Below are 24,586 nucleotides of genomic sequence, written 5' to 3'. Positions count from 1 at the left end.
ATGAATTACGAGATCTTATAAGGCGGCTAAACCACCGTTACAAATCTCATAATTCGTACTTCTTAATTCATAATTAAGCCGCAGGCTTACTCCGTGCGCTTTACAACGATAGGAACGATTGTTGTGGGGAAATCGCCATCCTTATCGGTAGCAAAGACAGGAATAACCTTGGTCACATCGGGCAGGTCTTCTTCAAAGCTGAAGGTTCCATCCGGATTCAGGGGGAAGTCTTCGCCGCGAACCTGGAGATGGGCGTCGGGACGAGTGCCACCGTAAACGATGAGACGAGTCTTTACCCACAGGAAGAAATCCTTACCGTAGCTAACGGAATCCTTAGGAGCGGCAATGGAAAGAGAACCGTTGCTCTGGAGGGCAGCACTGGAAAGTGCGCCAGAGAACATGGATTCAGAGGAGCTACCAAAGTTTTCGCTCAAGGACTTGAGCCAGGATTCAGCAGTCTGGCTAGAGAAGCCGGAACTCATGAAGTTGCCCAGAGTATTGCCGCCCAGGGAAGCCTTGGCAAAAGCATCATCAGAAGCGGGAGCTGCTGCAGACTTGTCGAAAGTCATGACCGGAGCAGATTCCACGATAGGCATAAAGTTGTTGCCCTGAACAGCGCCAAGAACGGCGACGCAGGACTTGTTGGACGGATTTTCCACGTACCAGCTGCGAGCATCAGCAGGAACTTCGATATCGCGGAACTTGCGCTTCTTGCTACGCTGGACAGTCAGGTCGGAAGCAATGTCGAACAAACGGAGGACCAGCTTTCTCTTGCCCTTCTTGGCCTGCTTGATACGGTTTTCGGAAACTTCCCAGAAGGCATGCATCCAGTTAGGATCCTTCTGCATGAGAACCAGGTATTCAGCGTCAAAGGACTGAGCCATGGAAGCAACGTCAGCAGACTTTTCAGAAGCGTTTTCAACTTCTGCAGAAGCGGCCTTGGCCTTTACACTTTCTGCGGCAGCCTTAGTTGCCTTAGCGGTCTTTGCAGTGGCCTTAGTAGTCTTTGCAGCGGTCTTGGCGGTTGCAGCCTTGGTAGTCTTGGTAGCCTTTTCAGTCTTTTCAGTCTTTTCTGCCTTAACGGAAGCCTTAACAGCCTTCACCTTAGTTGCAGCAGCCTTTGCCACCTTGGAAACCTTTGCCACGACCTTTTCAGCCTTGGCTTCAGCTTCCTTCAGGGTATCGACGGTAGCCTTGGAGGCAGCCTTTTCCCCTGCAGCCTTCTTGGTCGTACGAGTTTTCTTAACTACTTCAGCAGTCTTTTCAGCAACGCTCTTCACAGCGCTCTTGATCTTAGACTTTACTTCTGTTTCTTTCTTAATTGCCATTTTCGGCCTCCTTCATAAACACTTCTATCTGCGAGTCTGACCCCAGTTTCCAATACCGGTCAATCCAATTCGAATGGCAAAGAACGTTTCGTCCCATTCGTTATTGGAGTCAGCAAATCGCATGCCACCCTGGAACGCCAAATCTAAAGTCGTTCCCTTGCGGCCCAGGGGGAAACCTGCTCCCAGAGAGCCCCCTGCTTCATAAACATCCTTAATGTACCAGCTCTTGTACCATGCACCTACGCGATAATTGATACGTGTCCAATACGGGTCATAGAACAAAGGACTTCCATCACACTGATAACCTACCGATGCCATAAAATCACTCTGGGTATCGGTAACCTTTGTCATGTCCCAACCGCCAGCAAGATTTTCAATTTCGCTATCCCAGGCGCGCCACTGCAGGTCGAACATGACATTGTGGCGCTTGTTCAGACGGTAGTTGATACCCGTGGCAAACATAGCCGGCACGTCAATTTCGCGAGTATAATGGGTGGTTGCCAAAGTGTCGTTTTCATTGAATCTGAAATCATATTCCAATGCATTCGACAAGGTGTAACCGGTCGTATAAGAGAAGAAATAGGATGCGACACGACCACGATACTGCAATGCCATCGTGTAATAGGCCGGATGATCCTTAACTTCCCAGGAGCCTTCGACATAGTCAGTCAGGGTATAACCACGAGCACCCCAGACATCCTTCTTTTCGAGGTCACCTGTATCGGTGTTCAAGGTTAGACTGCGAGAGTTGCTACCCATAACAAAGTGAGCGGATCCACCAAGAGAAATAGATCTCAGGAAAGGCAGTCTAAGAGCATAAGTGGGAACCAGCTCATACACGCTACCCTTGTACTCGATCTTCGCGGTGTTTTTATCATCATCCGTATATTCTTCATTCATCGTGGCGGCATAGTGCTGCCACAAAGAAAGGCCCATTGCGCCAAAGCCTCCCATGGGGAAAGACAAATTGAACGAGGGCATAGAAAGATTTCTGCCGATGTAGCTGGCACCGTCGTTACTTGCGGCATCCATTTCCAGGAGGAAGTTCAAGTTGAAGACAACCTTGGTATCGAAAGCAAGGCGGGCCGGGTTCACCACAGAAAGGCCTTCGGCGTCACCCGTTTTGGCATTGCCGGCAAAACCACGACCAGCAGCGGAGGCTGTTCCTCCCATAACCTGTTCTTCGCCCAGGGCATCCATACCGATCATGGAACCAAAGGACAGTCCTGTCAAAACGCAAAGTGTACTAATAAGCTTTTTCATTATTCATCCCCCCGCTTAGTAGCCAACCAAAGTTTCAGCGTTGCAGGACTCTTCATAGAAGTTCCAAAATCGTAGCGGGCGTAATCCATGTAAGGCAGATACCTGAAGGAAGTATCCTTTGTAGTCTTGTTGTAGTAATCCAGGTAAGTGGGATCCTTTTCCTGCAGGAACGGATAACCCATACGAATCATCATCTTGAGCGTTCTGCCATCGCTGGCCTTATTGATGAAATCACGAACGCCATAGGAAATCTGCAAGGTCAAGGAATCCCCTTCGTGGAAAATCAAGTTCTGGTGACCACGGTCCTTGATGGTTGCAGAATCCAGACGGTATTCTTCCATTCGACGAACCTGGCCGTCTGCACTATCCACATAGGAGCCAACCACAACCTGAATAGGAAGTCCTAGTTCACTGCTCCCCTTGGAGTCATCACGGGCGAACGTCATACGGGCAAGAATAACAGCTTGACGGACGTCGTTGCTGTCCCCCGTCACAAACGGGAACTCGTCACCATAAAATTCAGACAGTGCCTTGAGAATTTCTGTAGAGGGGTATTCCACCACCAACGAGTCAAAAACACCGCCATGCAGCACAAGGGCATCCTCATCTTCCAGGTTAGAAATCAGAGAAGCCATTCGGAAGGGATAGAAATCCTTGTATGCAGAATCAGACAAGGTCCTTATACGCCAAATCGGAGCATGCTTAGAGGAGCTTGCACCGTAGAAACGATAGATTCTGGAAGCTTCCGGTGCAGAAAGACGGAGCTGCAAGCGGCAGGCAGGGCCGACCTTCTTCAGACGTTCCACAAGGGCAATCGGCAGGTCGATCTTCAACACGGTATCCTTCTTGCCCAAAGAAATGGAATAAGTCGTGTCGACGGTAGTATCGGCATTCCAGCTGGCCAGGTTTTCGTACCATACGGAAGCAGAGACTCCACCGATGCTGTCCACAAACTTTTCAGAAGAACCCTTGTGCAGAATCCAGCTGACATCAAGGTTCAATTTTTCCTTCAGCGGCAGGGAATCCTTCGGGAAATTCTTGTTGTTGTAGAATTCAAGCAAGGGATACAGCGCAATAAAGGAAGCTGCAGAATCCGACTTATACAAATCAGCAAAGAATTCCTTGTTGTGGAAAGCGAAATCAAAAACCAGATCATGAACCAGGTTAGACTGTTTTCCCAGAACGCCATAAGTATTGGCTGAATGGGCAGAGGTATCCAAAAAAGTTTCGAAAGCCACCGGGGACAGGCCATCAACGCTCAAAGTCTTGACCTTATAGGAAGAAGGCATTCCGTGGTCAGACAACCAGCTATTCAACCCATTATCGTCAGATTCAAAAAGGCAGGACGTCAAGACAAGGGCAAGAACACCCAACAATCCGCTAACAAAAATGCTTTTTCTCTTTTTCACTCGGAACTCCGAATACAATCTATATAACATCGGTTATTAAAACTTCGTGACCAAATATAGCAAGTTTAGGGTAAGCAAATAAGAACATCTAACGATACAAGGCACCCATAAAGGGGCTACATCCTGTACGCAGCACCAAATATTTGTTAAATTTGCATACGTTAAAATTTAGAGGAAATTATGACTCAGTTCAACGCTCATTTTAGAAACATCAACGGCGACGATACCTACCCGGTAACCGACGTTATTTACCGTTCCAAAGTCGACAACAGCCTGCTGGAAGTGGAACACGACCGCAAGGCCCTGGCAGAACGCAGCCCCGAAGAATGGAAGAAGCTGTTTGCCGAACGCCGCATGAGCTTTGAACCGGCTGACCAGAGTGGTATCTGGAGCAAGCGCGAAATGGTTCTCCCCGATATGCCGGTGGAAGACATCGTCACCATGCGCGAAGGTTGGAGCCCGCTGTTCGACGCCGCTCCCATCGCCAAGGAACTGGGCATCAAGAGCCTGAAGGTCAAGCTTTGCGGCAACTCCCACACCGGTTCCTTCAAGGACCTGGGCATGACCGTTCTGGTAAGCCAGGTGAACCACATCATCAAGAAGAACATTCACCCGATTGACGCCGTCGCTTGCGCTTCTACCGGTGATACTTCTGCAGCCCTTTCCGCTTACTGCGCCAAGGCAGGCATTCCCTCTATCGTGTTCCTGCCCGCCGGCAAGACCAGCGTTGCTCAGCTGATCCAGCCCATCTCCAACGGCAGCATCGTTCTGGCTCTTGACACCGACTTCGACGGCTGCATGAAGATCGTTCAGGAAGTCACCAAGGACAACCGCATTTATCTCGCCAACTCCATGAACAGCCTCCGCGTAGAAGGTCAGAAGACCATCTCTCCGGAAATCTGCCAGGAAATGGGTTGGAAGGTTCCCGACACCGTAATCATTCCGGGCGGCAACCTGGGTAACGTTTCCGCTCTGGCCAAGGGCTTCGAAGACTGCAAGGCAATGGGCCTCATCGACCGCATTCCTCGCATTATCGTGGCTCAGGCCGAAAACGCAAATCCCTTCTACCAGGCTTACGAACGCGGTTTCGACCAGCTGGTTCCCATGCAGGCCAAGAAGACTCTCGCTTCCGCCATCCAGATCGGCAACCCGGTCAGCTACCCCAAGGCAGTTCGCGCTATCCAGAAGACCAACGGTATGGTGGTCAGCGTCTCTGAAGAAGAACTGGCAAACGCAGCACACCGCGGCGACCGCATCGGTCTGTACTGCTGCCCCCACACTGGCGTGGCTCTCGGCGCCCTGGAAAAACTCTGCGCAGCAGGCAAGATCGACAAGGACGAAGACGTTGTTGTCATCAGCACCGCTCACGGCCTGAAATTCACCGAATTCAAGGTGGGCTACCACGAACAGAAGCTGGAAGGCATCTGCAGCAAGTACGCAAACCCCATCTTCAAGGCTCCCGCCGAAATCGGCCCTGTCATGGATATCCTGAAGAAAGAGATGGCTGCTCGTAAGCGCTAATTGGCGAAGGACAAAGTCCGAGCAAATGGCGCTTAGTAAAGCGCTAATTTTTCGCGGACCGGTTCCGCGCAACACAATAAAATTGAAGAAGCCTCGGAGAAAATCCGGGGCTTTTCTATCTAAAGACGTTGCAAAAAGACCGCACTATAGATGAATCAAAATGCCACCATTAAATTCATTCCACCACCAGCATGAGCAAAGTCTATGGTAGGAACAATACTGACACTAACTGCATTAGGATTTCCGGCAGCCCTACGACGCTTGTAGGCATTTTCAGATTTCAAATACTCATCAAGTTGTCTAGCATGAGCACGATGTTCATTCAAGTAATAGATATTATACCCTAAAATCGGGCCACCAACAAGCAACAGCGGAACAGAAGCAACCAAAGATACCAAAAACATTCTGGCCATAGCGGGCTTCGGGAATTTCGTTCAAAACCAGCTGACGATAAATTTCCGTACTATCAATGCTCCAGTCCATTGGCGGGAGTTCCAACACCTGTTCATCCGTCAAAGTGTCTTTTGCGGAGGGATAAACAGATGGTCCATTCCTCCCAACCGCATTCTGCTCATGAGCAAAAACCAACGAAACAAAAAGAAAAGCGAACAAAAAAAACTCGCATAATGATCCTCCTATACGCACCCAAAATACATTCATTTCCAGAAAAACACAAAAACGAGCGCAATGTTAAAAAAAATTCCCAATATACGTACCAGCCGAGTGTCGCGGGAGGTCGCTTGCGGACTCACAGGACCGAGGCGAAGAACAAGCTTCTCTTTTGGACCTTTTGTCCAAAAGAAAAGAAAGGGCTCCCCGAAGGGAACCCTTTCCTAAGAAGGAGAAAATATGAGCGGAATCCGGAACCTTGAACTTACCAGGAGGGGAGCAATGATAGAGTTGTTTGAGGATTTACCCTTTTCCCGTTCACGATTCTAAATATACCATTCTTTATGCAGTAGAGAACTACCAATTATCTTACTTTTAATTACATAAAATTATTAAGAATAAGCATAATTTTTCAGTCATCTTTACTGCAATAAAAAATAAGCCGTTTCCAACAAACTAGTCGTACACGGCTTATTTTAAGAATCGTTTACGCTACAGGATTATTCTTCGCGGAAAATAATCTTGCACTTCGGAACAAAGCGGAAACCGCCGCGGCGATGACGTTCAATTTCGAAGAACTTCTTAACGCCTTCAGTCGGCTTATCCGGATCATCAGAACCGTTAATGTGAGCAATCACGCGGTTCAGACGGCTTTCAAAGTTGGGGCGCAGCGGATCCATGCAGATTGCCGGATCTCGCTTGAATTCACGGTTTTCGTATTCTTCACGACCGGTAGCAGTATATTCGCGAAGCAAGTTGCGGAGGATTCGAGCAGGAACGTTACGCATCAAGTGCTTGCTGTTCACAGAAATGGAATCATCGCTCTTGTAGTAGATAATGGTCACGGAGTCGTTCATGGCATCCAGGAGCTGTTCCTGAGCGCGCTGGATGGGCTGCCAGGAATCAAATTCCTGCTTAACAACAGCGCTCATCAGCTTGTTGAAAGGCTCCGGTGCAACAACGTTTGCCTTATAGTCAAGGAAGACCACACTTGCCGGACAGCCGTAGTAGCAGCCCTTGTGGATCAGTACAGCACCAGTCTTTTCGTCCACCACGTCTTCGATAGCCTTGATACAAGCCATCTTAGTTTCGGCTTCGACTTCCCATTCCAGTCCGTACTCGGACAGGCAGTCGCCAAAGGTCATGTACTTACCGACCTTGATACCAGAAACGTAGATAAAGCCATCATCGCGCATTTCTGCGGTGGCACGGTTTTCAAGAGCTTCAATGAAGGAGGTCTGTGCAGCCTTGAACTCAATGTGTTCGTAAGCCGGAGTGTTCAGGAGGATGGGGCCTATCTGGACGAGGCCGATAAACCAGCGCATGGGATTGGTCACCAGAACACCCGGAGAGTCAAAGCGGAAGGAGAAGTATTCCTTGCGGTTGCCATCAACGAGTTCACGACGCAGGAACTTTGATTCGTTCAAAAGCGGATAACGCTTGGGAATGATGTCGAGGCAGAGCTGACGGACATCTTCGGTAGCGTAGAACTGGGAAACGTACGGGAGGTAGGAACGGAGCACGCTACGAGCCGGAACAGCTTCGAAGGCGGCGCAGCGGTCGATGATGCGCTGAACGAAGGTATCCGGATTTTCACCGCGTTCGTACAGCCAGCTCACCACATTGTTCATAACCAGGCGATGTGCACTTTCATCTACGAAGGAATCTTCAAAGTAGATGTCATTAAGCATCTTCACGTTAAAGCGAGAGTCCCGCTTAACGAGCGTAAGAATATCCTTCACAGGATAGGAAATCAACAGTTCGATATGAGTAAACTGCAAAAATAGATTTGAAAGCACTTTTAACCTCTCTCCAGTGGTTTCTTTCGACTAGATGCACAAAATTCCAGTTGGTTCCATTAAATTAGCAAAAAAAACAAGATTCATCACACAAATGGCTATATTTTGGGCATGAAAACCGCCGAAATCCACTTTTTGCCAGACGAAATCATCAATAAAATCGCTGCAGGTGAAGTTATTGAGCGTCCGGCATCCGCTGTAAAGGAACTCATCGAGAACGCAATTGATGCGGGAGCCACCCGTATTCAAGTCACTATCGAAGAAGGCGGAAAGAAAAAAATCCAGGTTTCGGACAACGGGAAGGGCATGAGCAGCGCCGACCTGGACATCTGCTACCTGAGGCATACTACATCTAAACTAAACAATGCCGACGATCTTTTTCATCTAAGAACAAACGGTTTCCGAGGCGAAGCCGTGGCTTCAATCGCCGCCATTTCTAAGCTGACAATCACCAGCGCCACAGACGATGGCGAAAGCGGACGTCTCATTCTTAAAGGAGGCGAACTGGTAGAAAAACAGGATATTCAGGCAAGTCGCGGAACAACCTTCCTGGTAGAAGATCTTTTTTACAACACTCCAGTCCGTCGAACGTTCCTGAGTAGCGAAACTTCAGAAAGCACTCGAATTTTTGACGTCATCCTTAAGACAGCGATCGCCCACCCGGAGATCCGCTTCGATTATAAGGTTGGAGGCAAATCCGTATTTACAGGCGTCCCCGGAGAGCTCCGAAGCAGAATCGCCGAAGCCATCGGTTCTAAAATTGCAAAGGCACTGCTCCCCGTGGACTACACCGAAGCAGGCATCCACGTCACAGGCTTTGTCTCCCCCACGACCGAAACAAACGGCAAGCGCAACAACCAGTATTTGTTCATCCGCAACCGCCCCATCGAAAGCAAGATGGTCAGCAAGGCGGTTACCCAGTCCTACGAGCCTTACGGTGCCCAGTGCAAACCTGTATCGGTACTCTTCCTGGACATGCCCGACATGGAGTTCGACGTAAACGTTCACCCGGCCAAGCGAGAAGTCCGCTTTGCCAACGGGAACCTAGTCTTTCTGGTCGTCCTCCACGCCATCCGTGAAACGTTCAAGCAGGACATGGAAGCAAATTCCCCGTTTATCGACTTGAGCGATGAAATGAGTTCGCCCGCCCCCGCAGCGTCTTCGTTTGCGGAGACTGCGGCACCGACCAGTTCCTTTGCCCCTCCCTTACAGTTTGCGGCACCTGTCAGCGAACCCACACCCCCTACAAGTTTCAAGGATCCTGGCCCTAAGCAGCCTTACACGCCCTCTTACACGCCCCCTTCGTTCAGCAAGCCCTGGATTTCTCCTAAGCCGGTAAAGCAACAGCGCGAAGACGACTTGAACCAGGACTTGTTCAGCACCCCCGAAGCAGGAAAGGTCATCTCCCTGGAAACAGAGAAGAAGGCCGAGGTCAAGGCTCCTCCCGTCTGGAATCCCCCTGCCTTTTTCCAGATCGCCAACACCTACATTGCCGGCGAAGACGTCAACGGCTTGCTCATCATCGACCAGCATGCCGCCCATTCCCGCATCCTGTACGAACAGGCTCTGGAGACTTTGCGAAACGGTTCCGCCCTGGACAGCCAGGAACTTCTGTTCCCGGAACATCTGGAACTCAGCAAGATCGAGGCCCAGGTTCTCAGTTCTGTCGAAAGCCAGTTCCAGCAGTTGGGCTTTTACATCGAACACTTTGGCGGAGACACTTACCAGATCCGTTCTATCCCCAGCGCATTGCCGCTGTCACGAGCCATCAAGGCGGTACGAGACTTTCTGGACAGCATCGACGGCAACAGCGAAGGCGACATGGTAAAGGTGCAAGACATTATCGCCAAGGCCTGGGCAAAGACCAACGCCTACCAGGCTGGAGACAAGTTGAAACCTGAAGAAATGGCCACATTGATGGGCCAGCTCATGACCACCGACGAACCGTTGAAATCCCCCTACGGAACGCCGACCCTGATGCGTTTGACATTAGAAGAACTGAGCAAGAAATTCAGACATTAACTGTTCTGACGACAGTCCTTCAGACAAATTATTCCGCAATTCTGATTCCAGTTTTGCGGATTTTTTTTCGCGTAATGACATGGCCGACTTTAAGGCTTCGGCGGCCTGTTCGTAAGACGAATCATTCCAACGGTACTTTATAAATTCAGCAGTACTCGCTTGCGATAAAACAATATTAGGGAGAGAAAAATAGGACGTCCTGACAAGACGTTTCCCTAGGGCATAGGTCAATGCATCCGGCTTGGTACAGACGACCAGGGGAACCCCGGACAAGGCAAGTTCCAAGGTAGCCGTTCCCGGAGCAGAAATCGCCCCCTGGGAATTTCTATAGAAAGCACACCGTTCCTGGGGCAGAGAGGGAGCCTCGACCACCTGAATCCAGGAGGGAACCTTTCCGTGGAAATAACGGTTTAGGCAGTTTTGAATAAGGACCACCAAACTTTTTCGGGCCGCGACGAAAGCAAAATTTTGATCCTGGAACTTCGATGCAATCTTCAGGAAAACAGGAATATTGCGCAGAGTCTGCCCCTTACGGCTACCCGGCATCAGCAGGATTTTTTCGTGAAGATTTTTTTGTTCGGAAGAGTTCGTCACTTCTTCATGGGTGGATTCTGCAAAAGGGTGCCGCAAACGAGAAACGGAGCATCCTTCCATCTCATAAGGGGCTTTCTCAAATTCAAAAAACACAGCCAGTCGTGTCTGAGGAACAACCGCCAACTGCTTGGCACGTTTCGCCTTCCAGGCCCACACCTGGGGCGGCGCCACATAAAGGCTTGGTTTTCCGAGACGCCCCGCCAGCTGGACTAGCTTCATGTTGAACCCGGGATAGTCAATGGCCACCAGCCCCTTGCAGGCAGGATTAGCCAACACCGTTTCCAGAGTCTTATAGTCTCGACGAAGTTTCAGATACTTAGGAAGCACATCGCCAAAACCGGATACCGGCAAATCCTCATATTCCACAAGAGCGCGCAGACCCGCCCCTTGCATGCGGGGGCCACCTGAGCCCAAGGCATCAAACTGATGCGCCCCTTTTTTGAAAAAGGCAGAGACTAGGCTTTCACCAATGCAGTCTCCAGAATCTTCACCCGCACAAAAAAGGATGTACGGTTTACCTTCTTGCATTGCTAGAAACCCACACCTTGATAGCGCCGAGTTCTTTACGAAGTTTTCCAAGAAGTTCCGGAGAATAAACCACCTTGCTCTTTTTAAGAGCAAGCACATGTACGTTGCCAGATTCAGATTCCACATGACAAATCAGGTCACAACCCCGTTCTCCTTCTTCTACGAAGGGGGCGTTACGTTCCATCAAGTCCTGCAGTTTCTCGGCAAATTCTTCATCCACCATGTTCGAGAGAATGGCCATATGGATGTATTTCACCATATCGAAGCGGACACGATCCAACTGAATGACTTCCTGCACAACAAGCTGGAGGCCATCAGACATTCGTTGCGGTTCCAGGGAGCCTTTCATCAGAACGCGGTCATCGATGGTCACGGTATCGCGGAACTGTTCCCACATATCCTTCTTGAAGAAGACATCCAGGTCTCCGTGGAAATCCTGAATGGTGCCAACACCAATGGTATCGCCCTTCTTCGTTTCGATGGACTTCAACTTGATGACCACACCGCCAACGGCCACGGCGGCATCACCCACATGATGGCTCAGCTCATCTTCAGCCAGGGAACAGGTGCTAAAGCCCTGAAGTTCCGGACGGAATTCATCCAGCGGGTGGCCCGACAGGAACAAGCCCAGAATATCCCGTTCCTTGTTGAGCATTTCCATGGCGGTCCATTCTTCCGCTTCTTCAAGAACTTCGGCGGAACTATCCATAGCCGGTTCGCCACCGCCCATATCGAACAGGGAAATCTGACCGCGGTCACGGTCTTCCTGCTTTTTCGCAGCCACGTCCATAGCTTTGTCTACAGAGGCCATCAAGGCGGCGCGGCTTCCAGGGAAATCGTCCAACGCACCAGCCATCACAAGGCTTTCAATCAGGCGTTTGTTCATGGGCGGGCGTTTTTCTTTCTGGGAAGCCTGATATTCTACAACGCGTTTGCAGAAACTGAACAGATCGGTATACTTGCCGCCACGTTCACGTTCTGCAACGATGTCTTCCACAACAGCGGAACCCACATTGCGGATACCTGCAAGGCCAAATAAAATTTGACCTTTTTCATTAGCGATAAATTCACCCACAGAAGCGTTGATATTAGGCGAAACCACTTCAATATCCAGGCGTTTACATTCCAAAATGATGGTCACGATATCTTCGGTCTTACCCATCTTGGAAGTCATGGATGCGGCCATGTATTCGGGGCCGTAATGGGTCTTCAGGTAAGCGGTCTGATAGGCAACGTAAGCGTAGGCAGCAGCATGGCTCTTGTTAAAGGCGTATCCGCAGAAGGGAAGCACGGCGTTCCAGACCTTCTGAATCATGGCCTTGTCGTAGCCCTTGTTAACGCACTTTTCGAAGAATTCCGGTTCAAGCTTAGCCATCTTCTCGGGCATCTTCTTGGCCATGATACGGCGGATATTGTCAGCGCCACCCAGCGTGTAGCCACCCAGAATCTGGGCAAGCTTCATCACCTGTTCCTGATACACGATAACGCCGTAAGTTTCACCCAGAACTTCTTCCAAGTCCGGATGGTAACAGTCGATTTCTTCGTTACCCAGCTTACGGGCAATAAAGTGGGGAATCTGATCGATAGGACCCGGACGATACAGGGCGTTCATAGCGATCAAGTCACCGATACGGTTGGGCTTCAGTTCACGGAGGTATTTCTGCATACCCGGAGATTCGAACTGGAACACCGTAGTGGTCATACCCTTACTCAAAAGGTCGAAGGTCGCCTTGTCATCCAGAGGGATATGGCTCATGTCCACTTCAATCTGGCGATTCTGCTTGACCATTCGGACCGTATCCTGAATGATGGACAAGTTGATCAGACCAAGGAAGTCCATTTTCAGAAGGCCGATGTCTTCTGCGTAATGCTTATCGTACATCACCACCGGAGTATCTTCGGGGGCGGCGCGATAAAGGGGAGCCAAGTTATAAATGGGGGTCGGCGTAATCACAACGCCGCAAGCGTGAACGCCTGTCTGACGGGGCAAATCTTCCAACATCAGAGCCGTATCCCAAAGGGTCTGATACATGGCGCGGGACTTGATCAGAGCCTGCAGCGGTTCCGGGCTATAATCATCTTCCAGGTTGTTACCCTTCTTGTCCTTACCGGTCCAGGCTTGCTTCAAACTGAAGTTCAAAGTACGCTGGGGGAACAGTTTCGTAACCGCCTTGGCATCGGCAGGAGCAATTCCAAGAACACGGGCCACGTCCGTAATTACCGCCTTGGACTTCAGCATACCGTAAGTAATAATCTGGCCCACGCATTCCTTGCCGTACTTCTGGGTCACGTAATCAATCACGCGGCCACGGTCACGGTCGGCAAAGTCCGTATCGATATCGGGCATGGACACACGTTCCGGATTCAGGAATCGTTCAAAGAGCAAGTCAAACTTTAGAGGGTCAATGTCCGTAATACCGATGATGTAGGTAACAAGAGAACCTGCAGCAGAACCACGACCCGGGCCCACGGGAATACCGTTGTTACGGGCCCAGTTAATGAAGTCCCACACAATGAGCAGGTAGCCAGCCACGTTCATGTTTCGGATACAGTTCAGCTCCTTGTACATACGGGCGCCCACGTCCGTCGTGTGTTCGGGAAACTTGAAATTTTCTTCGGGGAAGCGCCACTTCAAGAAGCCATTACAAAGATGGATGATATAAATGTCAGAGTCAGAGCCCGGCTTACACCAGCGATGAACAGCCTTGTCCCAAGCCTTGTTATCATCTTCGTTAAAGAATTCGGGAGCCGACAGACGATCAATTTCAGCCTTGTCATCATCAGTTAGAGCGTCAGGTTCGATTCCCTTTTCGGCACAATACTGTTCCTGGACTTTTTTCTTCTTGTCCTTGATGACGCCCTTCAATTCGCGTTCACGAACTACGGGATATTCCGCATCGTATTCGGCTTTCATGATGGCCTTGATGTTCTGATATTCTTCACCTTCCAGGAAGTCCTTGGGAATGGCAAATCGAGGCCAGAATTCATCACCGATACCGGTCTTGACGGTATAGTTACAACGTTCTGCAATCTTTACGGTATTTTCGATGGCACCGGGAATATGGCCAAACTTGGCCACCATTTCTTCTTCGGTCTGATAGTAGAATCCATCGGTAGGGAATCTCTTGTCACCGGCATCATTCAAAGTCGTCTTTGTAGAAATGCAACGAAGGATTTTATGAGCCTGGGCATCTTCCTTGTTGATGTAGTGGACATCACCTACGGCCACAACCTCACGGCCTAATTCATTTGCCAGCTGAACCGTAAAATCGTTTACCAATTTTTGTTGAGGAACACCGTTATCGCACACCCCGAAATACAGATGGTCGTGATCGAAAATCTTATCGAGACTTTCCATGTATTCGCGGGCAACGGAATTACGACCTGCGGCAACACTTTGACCGTACTTACTGAAAAAGTCACCTGCGATGGCAATGATACCTTCCTTGAACTCTTCCACCGTCTCTAGGGGAACAGAAGGAATTTCAGCCCAGCGGTCACCATCTTCGTAACGGTAACTGACGATACGGAGCAGGTTATAATACCCTTTTTCATTTTCAACCAGAAGGGTCAGGCGTTCATATGTCAGGTTATCCTTGCTGGTTGCGCTGGGGGTATCAATATAGACATGGCATCCGTACAGAGTTTTCAGAGGAGGCTGGCCGTCACCCTTGCGTTTTTTGTTAAGCCCCTGTCCACGAGTCTGGAATTCCAGAATACCAAACATGGCACCATGGTCGGTAAGGGCGATAGCCGGTGCGTTATCTTTTGCTGCGGCAGCAAGAATATCATCAAGACGGGCAGATGCCTGAAGAACAGAAAATTCGGAATGGGTCTGAAGATGTACAAAAGCCATAGCCGCAATATAAAAAAAGCAGCCTCCCCTTTCGCGAAGGAATTCGCCGAATATTACTATCTTTAAAACTATGAAAAGAGCATTGATTACAGGTATTACTGGCCAGGATGGCTCCTATTTGGCAGAGTTTCTTTTGGAGAAAGGCTACGAAGTCTTCGGTTTAGTCCGTCGCAAGAGCAAACTGGACTTTAACAACGCCGAGCACCTCCAGGGTAAGGTAACGTTTATCTTCGGTGATATGACCGATTCCGCCTCCCTGCTGAGAGCCATGGAAATCGCCAAGCCCGACGAAATCTACAATCTGGCAGCACAGTCCTTCGTGACTACATCCTGGGAAACGCCCCTCTCTACCGCAGACATCAATGCCATCGGTGTTACAAAGCTTCTGGAAGCGGTACGTCTGTGCAAGCCCGACACCCGCGTGTACCAGGCAAGCACCAGCGAAATGTTCGGAAAGGTCCAGGCCATTCCGCAAAACGAAGAAACGCCGTTCTACCCCCGCAGCCCTTATGGCGTATCCAAGCTGTACGGACACTGGATTATCAAGAACTACCGCGAAAGCTACGGAATGTTCGCCTGCTCCGGCATTCTCTTCAACCACGAATCCGAACGCCGCGGAGCCGAATTCGTAACCCGTAAGATTACCATCGCCGTTGCCAAGATCAAGGCTGGCCTTCAGGATTGCGTCGAATTGGGCAATATGGACGCCAGCCGCGACTGGGGTCATTCCGCAGACTATGTACGCGCCATGTGGCTTATGCTCCAGCAGCCCACTGCAGACGACTTCGTCGTTTCTTCGGGCGTAACTCATACGGTTCGCGAATTTGTGACTATGGCCTTCAAGGCTGCCGGTATGGAATTGACCTGGCACGGACAGGGCGTCGACGAATTCGCCACCCGCAAAGACAACGGCAAGGTCGTGGTCAAGGTCAACCCTCAGTTCTTCCGCCCCGCAGAAGTAGACCTTCTCATCGGCGATTCCAGCAAGGCCCGCAAGGTTCTCGGTTGGAAACCCGAAATCAGCTACGAAGACCTGGTTTCCCGCATGGTCGCAAGCGACATCAAGCTTTTGGCCGAAGGTAAAATTTAATGGGCAGGGCTCTCATTGTCGGAGCAGCAGGTTTTGTGGGCAAATACCTGACCCGCGAACTGGAAGAAGCCGGGCACACTGTTTTTCCAACGGACATGCCCGAAGTCAACCTTCTTGACAAGGCCAGCCTAGAAGCTGCCATCCGCAAGAGCAATCCCGACTACATCGTAAACTTGGCCGCCATCAGTTCTGTTGGTGCCTCCTGGAAAAATCCGACCTTGACAATGGACGTCAATGTTAAAGGTACGCTGTACTTGTTGGAAGCAATCCAGGAACTGGCCCCCCACGCCAAGACCCTCCTGATCGGAAGCGCCGAGGAATACGCCCAACAGGAATCCCCCCTCAAGGAAAGCGATTCCCTGCAGGCATCAAACCCCTATGGAATTTCCAAGATTGCCCAGGAAAATTTTGCAGACCTTTTTCGCAAGAAATACGGAATGCAGATTATCTGTACCCGTTCCTTTAACCACACTGGCGTAGGACAGGTAGAAGCCTTCGCCATTCCTAGCTTTGTCGGACAGGCTGCCCGCATCGAAAAAAGCGGCCAGGAAGGAACCATCAAGGTGGGCAACCTAAGCGCCTACAGAGATTTTTCCGATGTCCGCGACGTGGTTCGAACCTACCGTCTGCTTCTTGAAAACAAGAACGAATTCCACACCTATAACGTGGGGTCCGGAAAGGCCCATAAGGTCGAGGACTTGCTACAGACCATCGTGAGTTTTGCAACGGTCAAGATCAACGTAGAACAGGATCCCGAAAGGATGCGCCCCGTCGACATGCCCTACCAATGTGCGGATAACAGCCGCATTGTAAACGCAGGCTACTGGCGCGGCACTCCCATCCAAGAAACTTTGAAGTGGATGTTTGACAATGAAAGAAATGCCTAAAATCGCAATTGACGCACGCATGGTCAGCCGTTCCGGCATTGGCACCTGCATTCAGCATTGGCTGAAGGACGTCGGCTACAAAATCGCTCTGGGCGACCCCAAGGAACTTGCAGAATATCCTGAAGTTCCAAAGCACATCCCTTTCATCAGCGGCATTTACGGGTACAAGGAACAGTTGAATTTCCCCTATTGCAAACTTCGCCGTGAAAAGCCAGACGTCCTGCACATTCCCCATTGCAATGTGCCCCTGTTCTACCGCGGCAAAATGATGGTCACCATTCACGATTTGACCCACCTGGTCTATCCAGAATTCCTGCCCTCAAAAATTGTCCACCTCTACTTTAAATTTATTTTCTGGTTTGTCTGCAAGCGCGCCAACCGTATCATTGTCGATTCCGAAAGCACAAAGAACGACCTGGTCCGTTTCTACAACGCAGACACAAGCAAGATTACCAAGGTTCTTCTGGCAGCCGGTAAGGAATTCATCCGCAAGCCCAAGGAAGACGTGGAATACCTTTACGAAAAGTTCAACATTCCCCGCGACAAGAAGATTCTCCTGTATGTAGGCAACCTTCTTCCTCACAAGAATTTGAACGGACTCCTTGACGGTTTCGCCCAGATGAAGGGCAAGGAAGATTGCCGTCTCGTTCTCGTAGGCAAGGCCTTTGCCGGGCGCACCAACGCCACCAAGGAATCTGACTTGGGAATCGCTGACCTGACAATTCACGCAGGCATGGTAAGCCAGGACGACCTGGTAAATCTGTACAACCTGGCAGACCTTTTTGTGCTCCCCTCCCTGTATGAAGGTTTCGGCCTTCCCGTTCTGGAGGCATTCGCCTGCGGTACTCCGGTCGCCTGTTCCAACACATCTTCGTTGCCTGAAGTTGGCGGTGACGTGGCCACCTATTTTGACCCCAAGGATCCTTCCAGCGTAGCACAGGCTCTCGAAAAATCCATTGACTCCAAGGGAATGTTTGACGACAAGATTGATGCCTGGGTGAGCCAGTTTACCTGGGAAAAGAGCGCCAGGGAACTTGCAGAAATTGCCGCAGAAGTCGCAGGGAAATAATCCATGCAGAGCCAATCCAACCTAAAGAAAAAACTGCTGAACCTGCTGAAGGTCGTTGTAAGTGTGGGCGGCCTTGGCTTTATCTTTTACAAGGTTCCCTTCGCAAAGGTCAGCAGCCATTGGACGGAACAGGCTCTCCCCTGGATTGGACTTATCCTGATCTGCACCGTTTTTAGCATGGCAATCCAAGCCAACCGATGGCGTTGTCTGCTTCTTGACGAAGGCAAGAAAGTCCCCTTCAGAATTTTTTACGGTTACATCGCCCTGGGCTATTTCTTCAACAACTTGCTTCCCAGCGGATTTGGCGGGGATGCCGTAAAGACAATCGCCTTCGGCAAGCGTTTCGGCAACACGGCAAATTCCGTCGCCGCCGTCGTCATATCGAGAGTGATGGGGCTTTTGGCCATGTTCCTCTGCTTCTTCGCCATGTTCCCCTTTGTCATTACCAGACTGCAAATTCCCGCCATTTACACGGGAGCGGTTTGCGGAGTGGCCCTCCTCAGCATCCTGATCATTACGGCCGGGCTATTTTCAGACAAAATAAAGATTCCCGACACACTAGGCCAGAAGATTCCATTCCTCCTGAAACTGCAAAACGCCTTCAGCATTTACCGCGGTTACAAGAAAGCCTTCATCCTTTCGGGTGTGGATTCCATCTGGCTGCAGATTTCTTCGATTCTAATCCACTACGCCTACTTCCAGGCCGTAGGCTCCCCTGTTGACTTGGCCACCATAACCATATTCATGACCATCACCATAACGGTTTCCATGTTGCCCATTTCCATCAATGGGATAGGACTTCGCGAAAGTGTGAACGTCAGCCTGTTTACAGGTCTGCTGGGAATTCCCGCAGACATCGTCCTGGCCGCGGCCCTGATCGGCTACATCCCCATGATTTTCCAGGCCGTGCAGGGGGCTGTAGCATTTGCAGTCCTCAAAGGGAACAAATAATCGCGCCGGAGGCGCCTGGTTTTATAACTCGTAATTCATAACAAAGCAAAAAAGTCCTGGTATTTCACCAGGACTTTTTGCTTAAGCTTTAGGGTGGAAGTTAGTTCCAGTTTTCGGCCTTCAGGTCACGGCCCCAAATTTCGTCGAAAACTTCCTTCACGGTCTTGCCACCAAAGAGCAAGTCGTAAACAGCATTCACGATAGGCATTTCGACGCCAAGCTTGTCGGCCAGAGCCTTGGTGCTACGGCAAGTGGGGACGCCTTCGGCAATCATCTTCATGCCGCCGAGAACCTGATCAATAGTTTCTCCCTTACCGATGTGTTCACCCACATAACGGTTACGGCTATGCTGAGAAAGGCAAGTCACAATCAAGTCACCCATACCGGCAAGGCCAGCGAAGGTTTCGGGATTGGCACCCATGGCACGACCCAGGCGGCACATTTCTGCCTGACCGCGAGTGAGGAGGGCTGCACGAGTATTGTCGCCAGCGCCAACACCATAAAGCACACCAGAAGCGATGGCAATCACGTTCTTCACGGAACCGCAAAGTTCCACACCGATAATATCGGTAGAGGTGTACACGCGGAGGTAGGAGCAGCTCATAGCCTTCTGCACCAGCTTTGCAGACTCTTCGCTAGTAGAAGCGGCAACGATTGCAGTCAGCACATGGCGGCTAACTTCTTCGGCGTGAGACGGACCGCTAAAGGCAACCATCTTGTCGTCGGTGAGCCAAGGAACATTTTCAAGAAGGACTTCGCTCATGAGCTGATTGGTACCTTCGAGAATACCCTTGGTAGCGCAAACCACCACCGGTTCCTTACCCTTTTCAGGGGTCCACTGACCAAGATTCTTGGCAACACCGCCCATGAACTGGGAAGGCACCACGATCATCACCATTTCTGCGCCTTCGAGGGCGGCATTCATGTCGGTGGTATACTTAAAGTCAGCGGGGAAAATTACACCGGGAAGCTTATCCTTGTACTGATGTTCAGTAGAAAGCAGATCGACTTCAGCCTGGGAATTGGTCCAAAAAGTAATGTCGTTCTTATTTTCGTAAATCACCTGGCCCAGGGTAAGACCCCAGCCGCCGGTACCCAAAACTGTAACTTTCATAATAAAAACCTCGTTTACAAAACAATCTACAAAATTAACGTTTATTGTTTGGGAGTCTTGCGCTTGCTACCAAAACCGTTTTCGGTACCATTCATCAAACGTTTGATGTTGGACTTATGCTTTACAATCACAAAGACAGCAACAATCACGGCAAGAATCATCTGACCGAGATTGATGGATTCCAGATAATGTTCGGGAACCAGGTAGCCGTACACAGACAGAAGACCCAGAACGGCGCAGCCGCCAATGCTCCCCACAGACACATACTTTGTAGAGAAGGTCAGGATAATCCAGGTGGCAAAACCGATAAGCACGGTAATGGGGCTAATGGCAAGGAACACACCCAGTGCAGCCAGAACACCCTTACCGCCGCGGAAACCGGCAAAACAAGTGAAGCTATGGCCAAGAATCACCAGAAGACCAGCAACCAGGGGAACCCAGCTAGACCAGTCGGCACCACCGGCTTCAACCTGGGCCTTGCACATGAGAGCGGCAATGAAAGGTCCAAAGAAACCCTTCAGCAAGTCCATGAACACAACCGGCAGGGCGGGCTTCCAGCCCAAGACGCGGAATGTATTTGTAAGGCCGGCATTCTTCGATCCGTATTCGCGGATATCGAAGTCCTTACCTTTCGCGATTTTTGCGATCCATATGGCGCTGGGTATCGACCCCAGCAAGTACGCTATTGGAAGACTCAGTAAACTGTTCAAGTTCTTCATCCTTTCTAAGGGTTAATTTCATATCGAAGTTCAAACGGAGAGGAGCGCCTTGCAGCTGGAATTCCTCAAAGAACTTCTTCATCAGGTAGCGCTTGTAAGACTCGGCCACCAAATCAGGGGTGCGGGTCTCGATAGCGATTACAGGGGGTTCCACCATGATCTGGCAGGCACGGGTCAGCTGAACCGTACGGGCGTTCTGGCTAGGCACCGGATTTTCTTCGATGAACTTAGCGAAAGCCTGGGCAACATTGTCGCGGCCAAGAACTCGGCGGCAGTTGGCATACACGGTCTGGATAGCCTGAATGACGCGGTTGATGCGCTGGCCTTCCTTGGCACTGATAGAGAGAATGGGAACGTATTCCAGCATGGGTTCGCGTTCCATCATTTCCTTAACCATGTGGTCAAAGGACTTTTCGGTCTTGTTGGGGAGAATGTCCCACTTGTTCAGCAACAGGACCAGGCCCTTGCCAGCCTTGCGAATTTCGGTGATGATGCGGAAATCCTGAATTTCGAGACCGCGGGTGCAGTCCACCATCAGCACAGACACGTCGGAACGGCGAATGCTTTCCAGAGTGCGCATGTTACTGAAGATTTCCACTTCGTCGTCGACCTTGGCCTTCTTGCGGAGGCCAGCGGTGTCGGTAACAACAAACTTCTTGCCATCTACAACAAAGTCGCAGTCAATGGAATCGCGGGTGGTACCCGGAATATCGCTGACCACGGCACGTTCTTCGTTCAGCAGGCGGTTGAGCAAGGTGCTCTTGCCGGCGTTGGGTCGACCGAGAATGGCAAACTTGATGGGGCGTTCTTCACGACGTTCACCGCGAACCGGAGTCGGAAGCACAGCGATGATTTCATCGAGAAGGGAAAGGCAGGCGTAACCGGTCAGGGCACTGATAGTGCGGGGCTGACCAAAACCCAGCTTCAGGAATTCATAGCTTTCCTGACGGTCGCCACCGTTTTCGCTCTTGTTGGCCACAAGAATCACCTTCTTGTCCAGCTTGCGGATCAGGCGTGCGAACTGCTGGTCCAGCTTGGTAATGCCCACACGGACATCCACCATGAACAGCACCAAGTCGGATTCATTGACTGCATTAAAAATCTGGGTGCGGACGCTATCGGCCAGCACATCGATGGTGTCGTCGGGCAGGAATCCGCCAGTATCCACCACGGTAAATTCATGACCCTTGAAACGGGCATTCTGGTAATGACGGTCGCGGGTGACGCCATCACGGTCACTAACCACGGCGGCACGACGGCCGAGAATGCGGTTAAACAGGGAGGACTTGCCTACGTTGGGGCGTCCAATAATACATACGATAGGTAACTTCATTATGGGGGAAAATATAGAATATTTATGCGCCTGTCTTAAGGTACTACAATGCCAATATGGCCTTCACCACCCCCACATCCGCAGGAAGCCAATCCAGACCATGAAGCTCCTGGGGCCCCAACCAACGAGACGCTTGGTGTTCTAATAAAGTAACACTTCCATTCACAATGGAACAGAAATAGCAATGCATGGTCAAGTGAAATTTAGGGTAATCATATTCCACCGTGGTAATGAACTGCCCCACCTCCACATCAACGGCCAGTTCCTCTTTTAGCTCTCGGGCCAAGGCCTGCTCAGGAGTTTCGCCAGGTTCCATTTTTCCACCCGGGAATTCCCACCCGCCCTTTTGATCGCCGTAGCCACGCTGGGTTGCAAAGAACTTTTTCGTCCCGGCGGATTCGTCGCAAATAACACCGGCCACAACTTCTATTGTTTTCATGAGAAAAATGTAATAAAGGTCAATCCTTTACGCAACGGACATTGGAGACATCGCCTTCACGTAGAACTGAGCCAAAGTGAAGAGACGTTCGTTGAGAAGCAAAAACCGCTCGCCAAACGTGATTGGGAACGTCATTTGTTCGAATCGAAGAATCCAATGTTGACGTCAAAAAGTACGCATACAAGCCATCATCCCTTCTCTTGGCGAGAGATGGTTGCATATTAAAACCGCAATCATCATACCCATTAGCAGAGTCTCCAGGGTTCAAAGGAATCCAGCCAGACACACTTTTCAAATGCAAGGCGGCATTCCCTGATCCATCAACACTTTTCCCAAGAATCTGCCATTCATCCATAGATGGCAAATGCCAGCCAAGTGGGCAGCTTGCACTGTCATACAGGTAAAAACGCCCCACAGTATTACAGCCATCCTCTTCAAAGTAGCATACGCTCCATGCCTCAGTCTTGTAATTCAGATTCTCGGCCATCCACACCTGGTCTCCGATGGTCGTGTACTTGTAAACGCGGCCGTCGCGTTCGTCGGTGAAAGTGCCGCGGTTCGGCATGCCATAGGCGTTCGTGCCGATGTCGGGGCACACCTTCTCGGCGCTCCATGCCTCGTCGGAGTCAGTGAGGCAAGAAGAGAAAAACAGTGCCAGCAAGGCGAACAAAAGCGAAGCCATTACCTTTTTCATAAGAGTTTCCTTTTTTCAGTTTCCTAGAATTCAAACAACTTATCCGGAAACTTGGCGGAGCTGCGGAGCGCGAGGATTTTCGTTACCACCTTCGTCTCGATACCCGAAACCATCACGGAGACCACCATGGATTTCAGGTTATTCTCGGAATCGTAGGCGAACGTCGTATGCACGGACTTTTCTGCATCATCGTTTTCAAGCTTTTCGATGCGTTTTTTCTGGGAATTGTAGTAAAGCGCACCCTCGGCACCCTCGATCTTGTATAAGTTTTCGGACACTCTCACCGGGGATTTCCATTCGCCGGCGTCGAGGGGGTTGAAGTTCGTGTACTTCTGGGCCTCCAAAGCCTCTCCGTTGTACGGCAAAATCTGGAACTTATTCGTGTTCAAGTCAATGACCTTCATACGAGAGCCGTTTACGATGCTGCGCTGGTTCATGAACGACGTCTTCATCTCGGTGTAGGTCTTGGAACGGCCCTTCTGAACCATGTAAATGGAAACCACCTGCCTGCCGGCGTGTTCACCGTGGTGCGGATGCTCATTTCCACAGAATCCTGCGAGAGGGCGCGGGACTTAAGGTCGGCACGCACCTGGTCAAGGGTAAGAGCGAAGGAGGAAACGGAAAAAAGAAGGATGGATAGCAAAAATTTTGGCATGATCAATCCTTGAGGCAACGGATGGAGATAAAATTATGCGATGTAAAAGCCATATTCCCAAATTCCATAATCATATTCCACGCATAAAGTTCGTTTTTAGCCGTCGTTGTTGCAAATGCAGATGTAATTGAAAATCGCTGCATTGCGCCATTCATAAAAAGGTATCCATTAAGTGGCACCGAATAGCCACAAGAATTATCTGGCCTTTTATACCATTTTTTCGTTTCCGAATCAAGTCTATCATAGGATTCTTCTTCTAAAAGTCTCAACTCATCATTTTGAACAGATTCCATCAAAACTTCCCATTCTGCTTTGGACGGCACACGCCACCCCTGCGGACATATCGTATCCAACAGAACCCTGTCCAAGAACCCCTCCTTTTCCCCATTTTCATAAAGGTTATAATACCTCCCAAATCGTTCGCAGAATTCGTCGGCGATGCATTCGTTTGTTGTGCAGGTGGTGTTCATGCGTTGGCCGATTTCGGCGAGCTTGGATGTATCTTCAACACATACTGTATCACCAATATCATCAAACTGAAAACGCTGTTTCCAATAACACGTCTTTTTGCCATAACACATGCTGTACGGATAAGGCAGTTCGTACTTTAAATTTTCGGCCATCCACACCTGGTCTCCGATGGTCGTGTACTTGTAAACGCGGCCGTCGCGTTCGTCGGTGAAAGTGCCGCGGTTCGGCATGCCGT

The 24,586-nt window shown here is 50.3% G+C and carries 20 protein-coding genes; 6 read left to right on the top strand and 14 right to left on the bottom strand.

Annotation, left to right across the window (positions count from 1 at the left end):
• Nucleotides 1-86: 86 nt before the first annotated feature.
• From MMG03_RS02670 to MMG03_RS02660, 3 genes are read right to left on the bottom strand one after another with little or no spacing between them, the layout of a single operon-like run.
• The gene (locus MMG03_RS02670) at nt 87-1,328 is read right to left on the bottom strand and encodes a DUF4912 domain-containing protein (RefSeq protein ID WP_073234113.1); all 1,242 of its coding nucleotides are present in this window, start codon (nt 1,326-1,328) and stop codon (nt 87-89) included.
• Nucleotides 1,329-1,352: 24 nt separating this feature from the next.
• A complete protein-coding gene (locus MMG03_RS02665; RefSeq protein ID WP_101478784.1) occupies nt 1,353-2,591 on the bottom strand; it encodes a hypothetical protein in 1,239 nt (412 codons plus the stop codon).
• Entirely contained in the window at nt 2,591-4,000 is a 1,410-nt protein-coding gene (locus MMG03_RS02660) for a hypothetical protein (protein ID WP_073156001.1), read from the bottom strand. Before MMG03_RS02660 ends, MMG03_RS02665 begins: the two co-directional genes overlap by 1 nt.
• A gap of 180 nt (nt 4,001-4,180) precedes the next feature.
• Between MMG03_RS02660 and thrC the strand changes: the two genes are divergently transcribed.
• On the top strand, nt 4,181-5,521 hold the full coding sequence (gene thrC / locus MMG03_RS02655) for a threonine synthase (RefSeq protein WP_073155999.1): 1,341 nt from the start codon (nt 4,181-4,183) through the stop codon (nt 5,519-5,521).
• Between the two features lie 155 nt (nt 5,522-5,676).
• Here the strand turns inward: thrC and MMG03_RS02650 are convergent, their stop codons facing one another.
• Both MMG03_RS02650 and MMG03_RS02645 read right to left on the bottom strand, forming a co-directional pair.
• A complete protein-coding gene (locus MMG03_RS02650) occupies nt 5,677-5,934 on the bottom strand; it encodes a hypothetical protein (RefSeq protein ID WP_139258150.1) in 258 nt (85 codons plus the stop codon).
• A 696-nt stretch (nt 5,935-6,630) separates the two neighbouring features.
• Nucleotides 6,631-7,929 carry a hypothetical protein gene (locus tag MMG03_RS02645; RefSeq protein ID WP_249505573.1) on the bottom strand — a complete coding sequence of 433 codons (1,299 nt, stop codon included), beginning with the start codon at nt 7,927-7,929 and terminating at the stop codon, nt 6,631-6,633.
• A 111-nt stretch (nt 7,930-8,040) separates the two neighbouring features.
• On the opposite strand from MMG03_RS02645, the gene mutL reads away from it, so the two are divergent.
• The gene (mutL, locus tag MMG03_RS02640; protein ID WP_249505572.1) at nt 8,041-9,951 is read left to right on the top strand and encodes a DNA mismatch repair endonuclease MutL; all 1,911 of its coding nucleotides are present in this window, start codon (nt 8,041-8,043) and stop codon (nt 9,949-9,951) included.
• Here the strand turns inward: mutL and MMG03_RS02635 are convergent.
• Together MMG03_RS02635 and dnaE are read right to left on the bottom strand one after the other, a co-directional pair.
• A complete protein-coding gene (locus tag MMG03_RS02635; RefSeq protein ID WP_249505571.1) occupies nt 9,919-11,073 on the bottom strand; it encodes a lipid-A-disaccharide synthase in 1,155 nt (384 codons plus the stop codon). The two genes, mutL and MMG03_RS02635, sit on opposite strands and share 33 nt — an antisense overlap.
• Entirely contained in the window at nt 11,060-14,929 is a 3,870-nt protein-coding gene (gene dnaE, locus MMG03_RS02630) for a DNA polymerase III subunit alpha (RefSeq protein WP_073234126.1), read from the bottom strand. The genes MMG03_RS02635 and dnaE overlap by 14 nt, the downstream gene beginning before the upstream one ends.
• A 70-nt stretch (nt 14,930-14,999) precedes the next feature.
• On the opposite strand from dnaE, the gene gmd reads away from it, so the two are divergent.
• From gmd to MMG03_RS02610, 4 genes are read left to right on the top strand one after another with little or no spacing between them, the layout of a single operon-like run.
• Nucleotides 15,000-16,019: a GDP-mannose 4,6-dehydratase gene (gmd, locus tag MMG03_RS02625; RefSeq protein WP_073155982.1), complete on the top strand. Its 1,020-nt coding sequence runs from the start codon at nt 15,000-15,002 to the stop codon at nt 16,017-16,019.
• Nucleotides 16,019-16,906, top strand: coding sequence for a GDP-mannose 4,6-dehydratase (locus tag MMG03_RS02620; RefSeq protein WP_073155979.1), 888 nt, complete (start codon nt 16,019-16,021; stop codon nt 16,904-16,906). Before gmd ends, MMG03_RS02620 begins: the two co-directional genes overlap by 1 nt.
• On the top strand, nt 16,890-17,975 hold the full coding sequence (locus MMG03_RS02615; protein WP_112131707.1) for a glycosyltransferase family 1 protein: 1,086 nt from the start codon (nt 16,890-16,892) through the stop codon (nt 17,973-17,975). The genes MMG03_RS02620 and MMG03_RS02615 overlap by 17 nt, the downstream gene beginning before the upstream one ends.
• Nucleotides 17,976-17,978: 3 nt before the next feature.
• On the top strand, nt 17,979-18,926 hold the full coding sequence (locus MMG03_RS02610) for a lysylphosphatidylglycerol synthase transmembrane domain-containing protein (RefSeq protein WP_073234129.1): 948 nt from the start codon (nt 17,979-17,981) through the stop codon (nt 18,924-18,926).
• Nucleotides 18,927-19,026: 100 nt separating this feature from the next.
• Here MMG03_RS02610 and MMG03_RS02605 read toward each other — a convergent pair whose 3' ends face one another.
• The 7 genes from MMG03_RS02605 to MMG03_RS02575 all read right to left on the bottom strand — a co-directional run.
• Entirely contained in the window at nt 19,027-20,040 is a 1,014-nt protein-coding gene (locus MMG03_RS02605; RefSeq protein WP_073155970.1) for an NAD(P)H-dependent glycerol-3-phosphate dehydrogenase, read from the bottom strand.
• Between the two features lie 41 nt (nt 20,041-20,081).
• On the bottom strand, nt 20,082-20,717 hold the full coding sequence (plsY, locus tag MMG03_RS02600) for a glycerol-3-phosphate 1-O-acyltransferase PlsY (RefSeq protein WP_158535408.1): 636 nt from the start codon (nt 20,715-20,717) through the stop codon (nt 20,082-20,084).
• Nucleotides 20,665-22,092 carry a ribosome biogenesis GTPase Der gene (gene der / locus MMG03_RS02595; protein WP_073282944.1) on the bottom strand — a complete coding sequence of 476 codons (1,428 nt, stop codon included), beginning with the start codon at nt 22,090-22,092 and terminating at the stop codon, nt 20,665-20,667. Before der ends, plsY begins: the two co-directional genes overlap by 53 nt.
• Nucleotides 22,093-22,135: 43 nt before the next feature.
• Complete coding sequence (locus tag MMG03_RS02590; protein ID WP_073282942.1) at nt 22,136-22,531, bottom strand: (deoxy)nucleoside triphosphate pyrophosphohydrolase; 396 nt, start codon at nt 22,529-22,531, stop codon at nt 22,136-22,138.
• A gap of 19 nt (nt 22,532-22,550) precedes the next feature.
• Nucleotides 22,551-23,225, bottom strand: coding sequence for an FISUMP domain-containing protein (locus tag MMG03_RS02585; RefSeq protein ID WP_073282939.1), 675 nt, complete (start codon nt 23,223-23,225; stop codon nt 22,551-22,553).
• A 23-nt stretch (nt 23,226-23,248) separates the two neighbouring features.
• Nucleotides 23,249-23,713 (bottom strand): hypothetical protein, encoded by a 465-nt coding sequence (locus tag MMG03_RS02580; protein ID WP_139259071.1) that lies wholly within the window; start codon nt 23,711-23,713, stop codon nt 23,249-23,251.
• A gap of 169 nt (nt 23,714-23,882) precedes the next feature.
• The coding region (locus MMG03_RS02575) for an FISUMP domain-containing protein (RefSeq protein WP_275976873.1) at nt 23,883-24,586 on the bottom strand (704 nt) is incomplete at its 5' end.

The organism is Fibrobacter sp. HC4 (assembly GCF_023373925.1).
Lineage (GTDB): Bacteria > Fibrobacterota > Fibrobacteria > Fibrobacterales > Fibrobacteraceae > Fibrobacter.
This window is presented reverse-complemented; position numbering and strand designations above follow the sequence as displayed.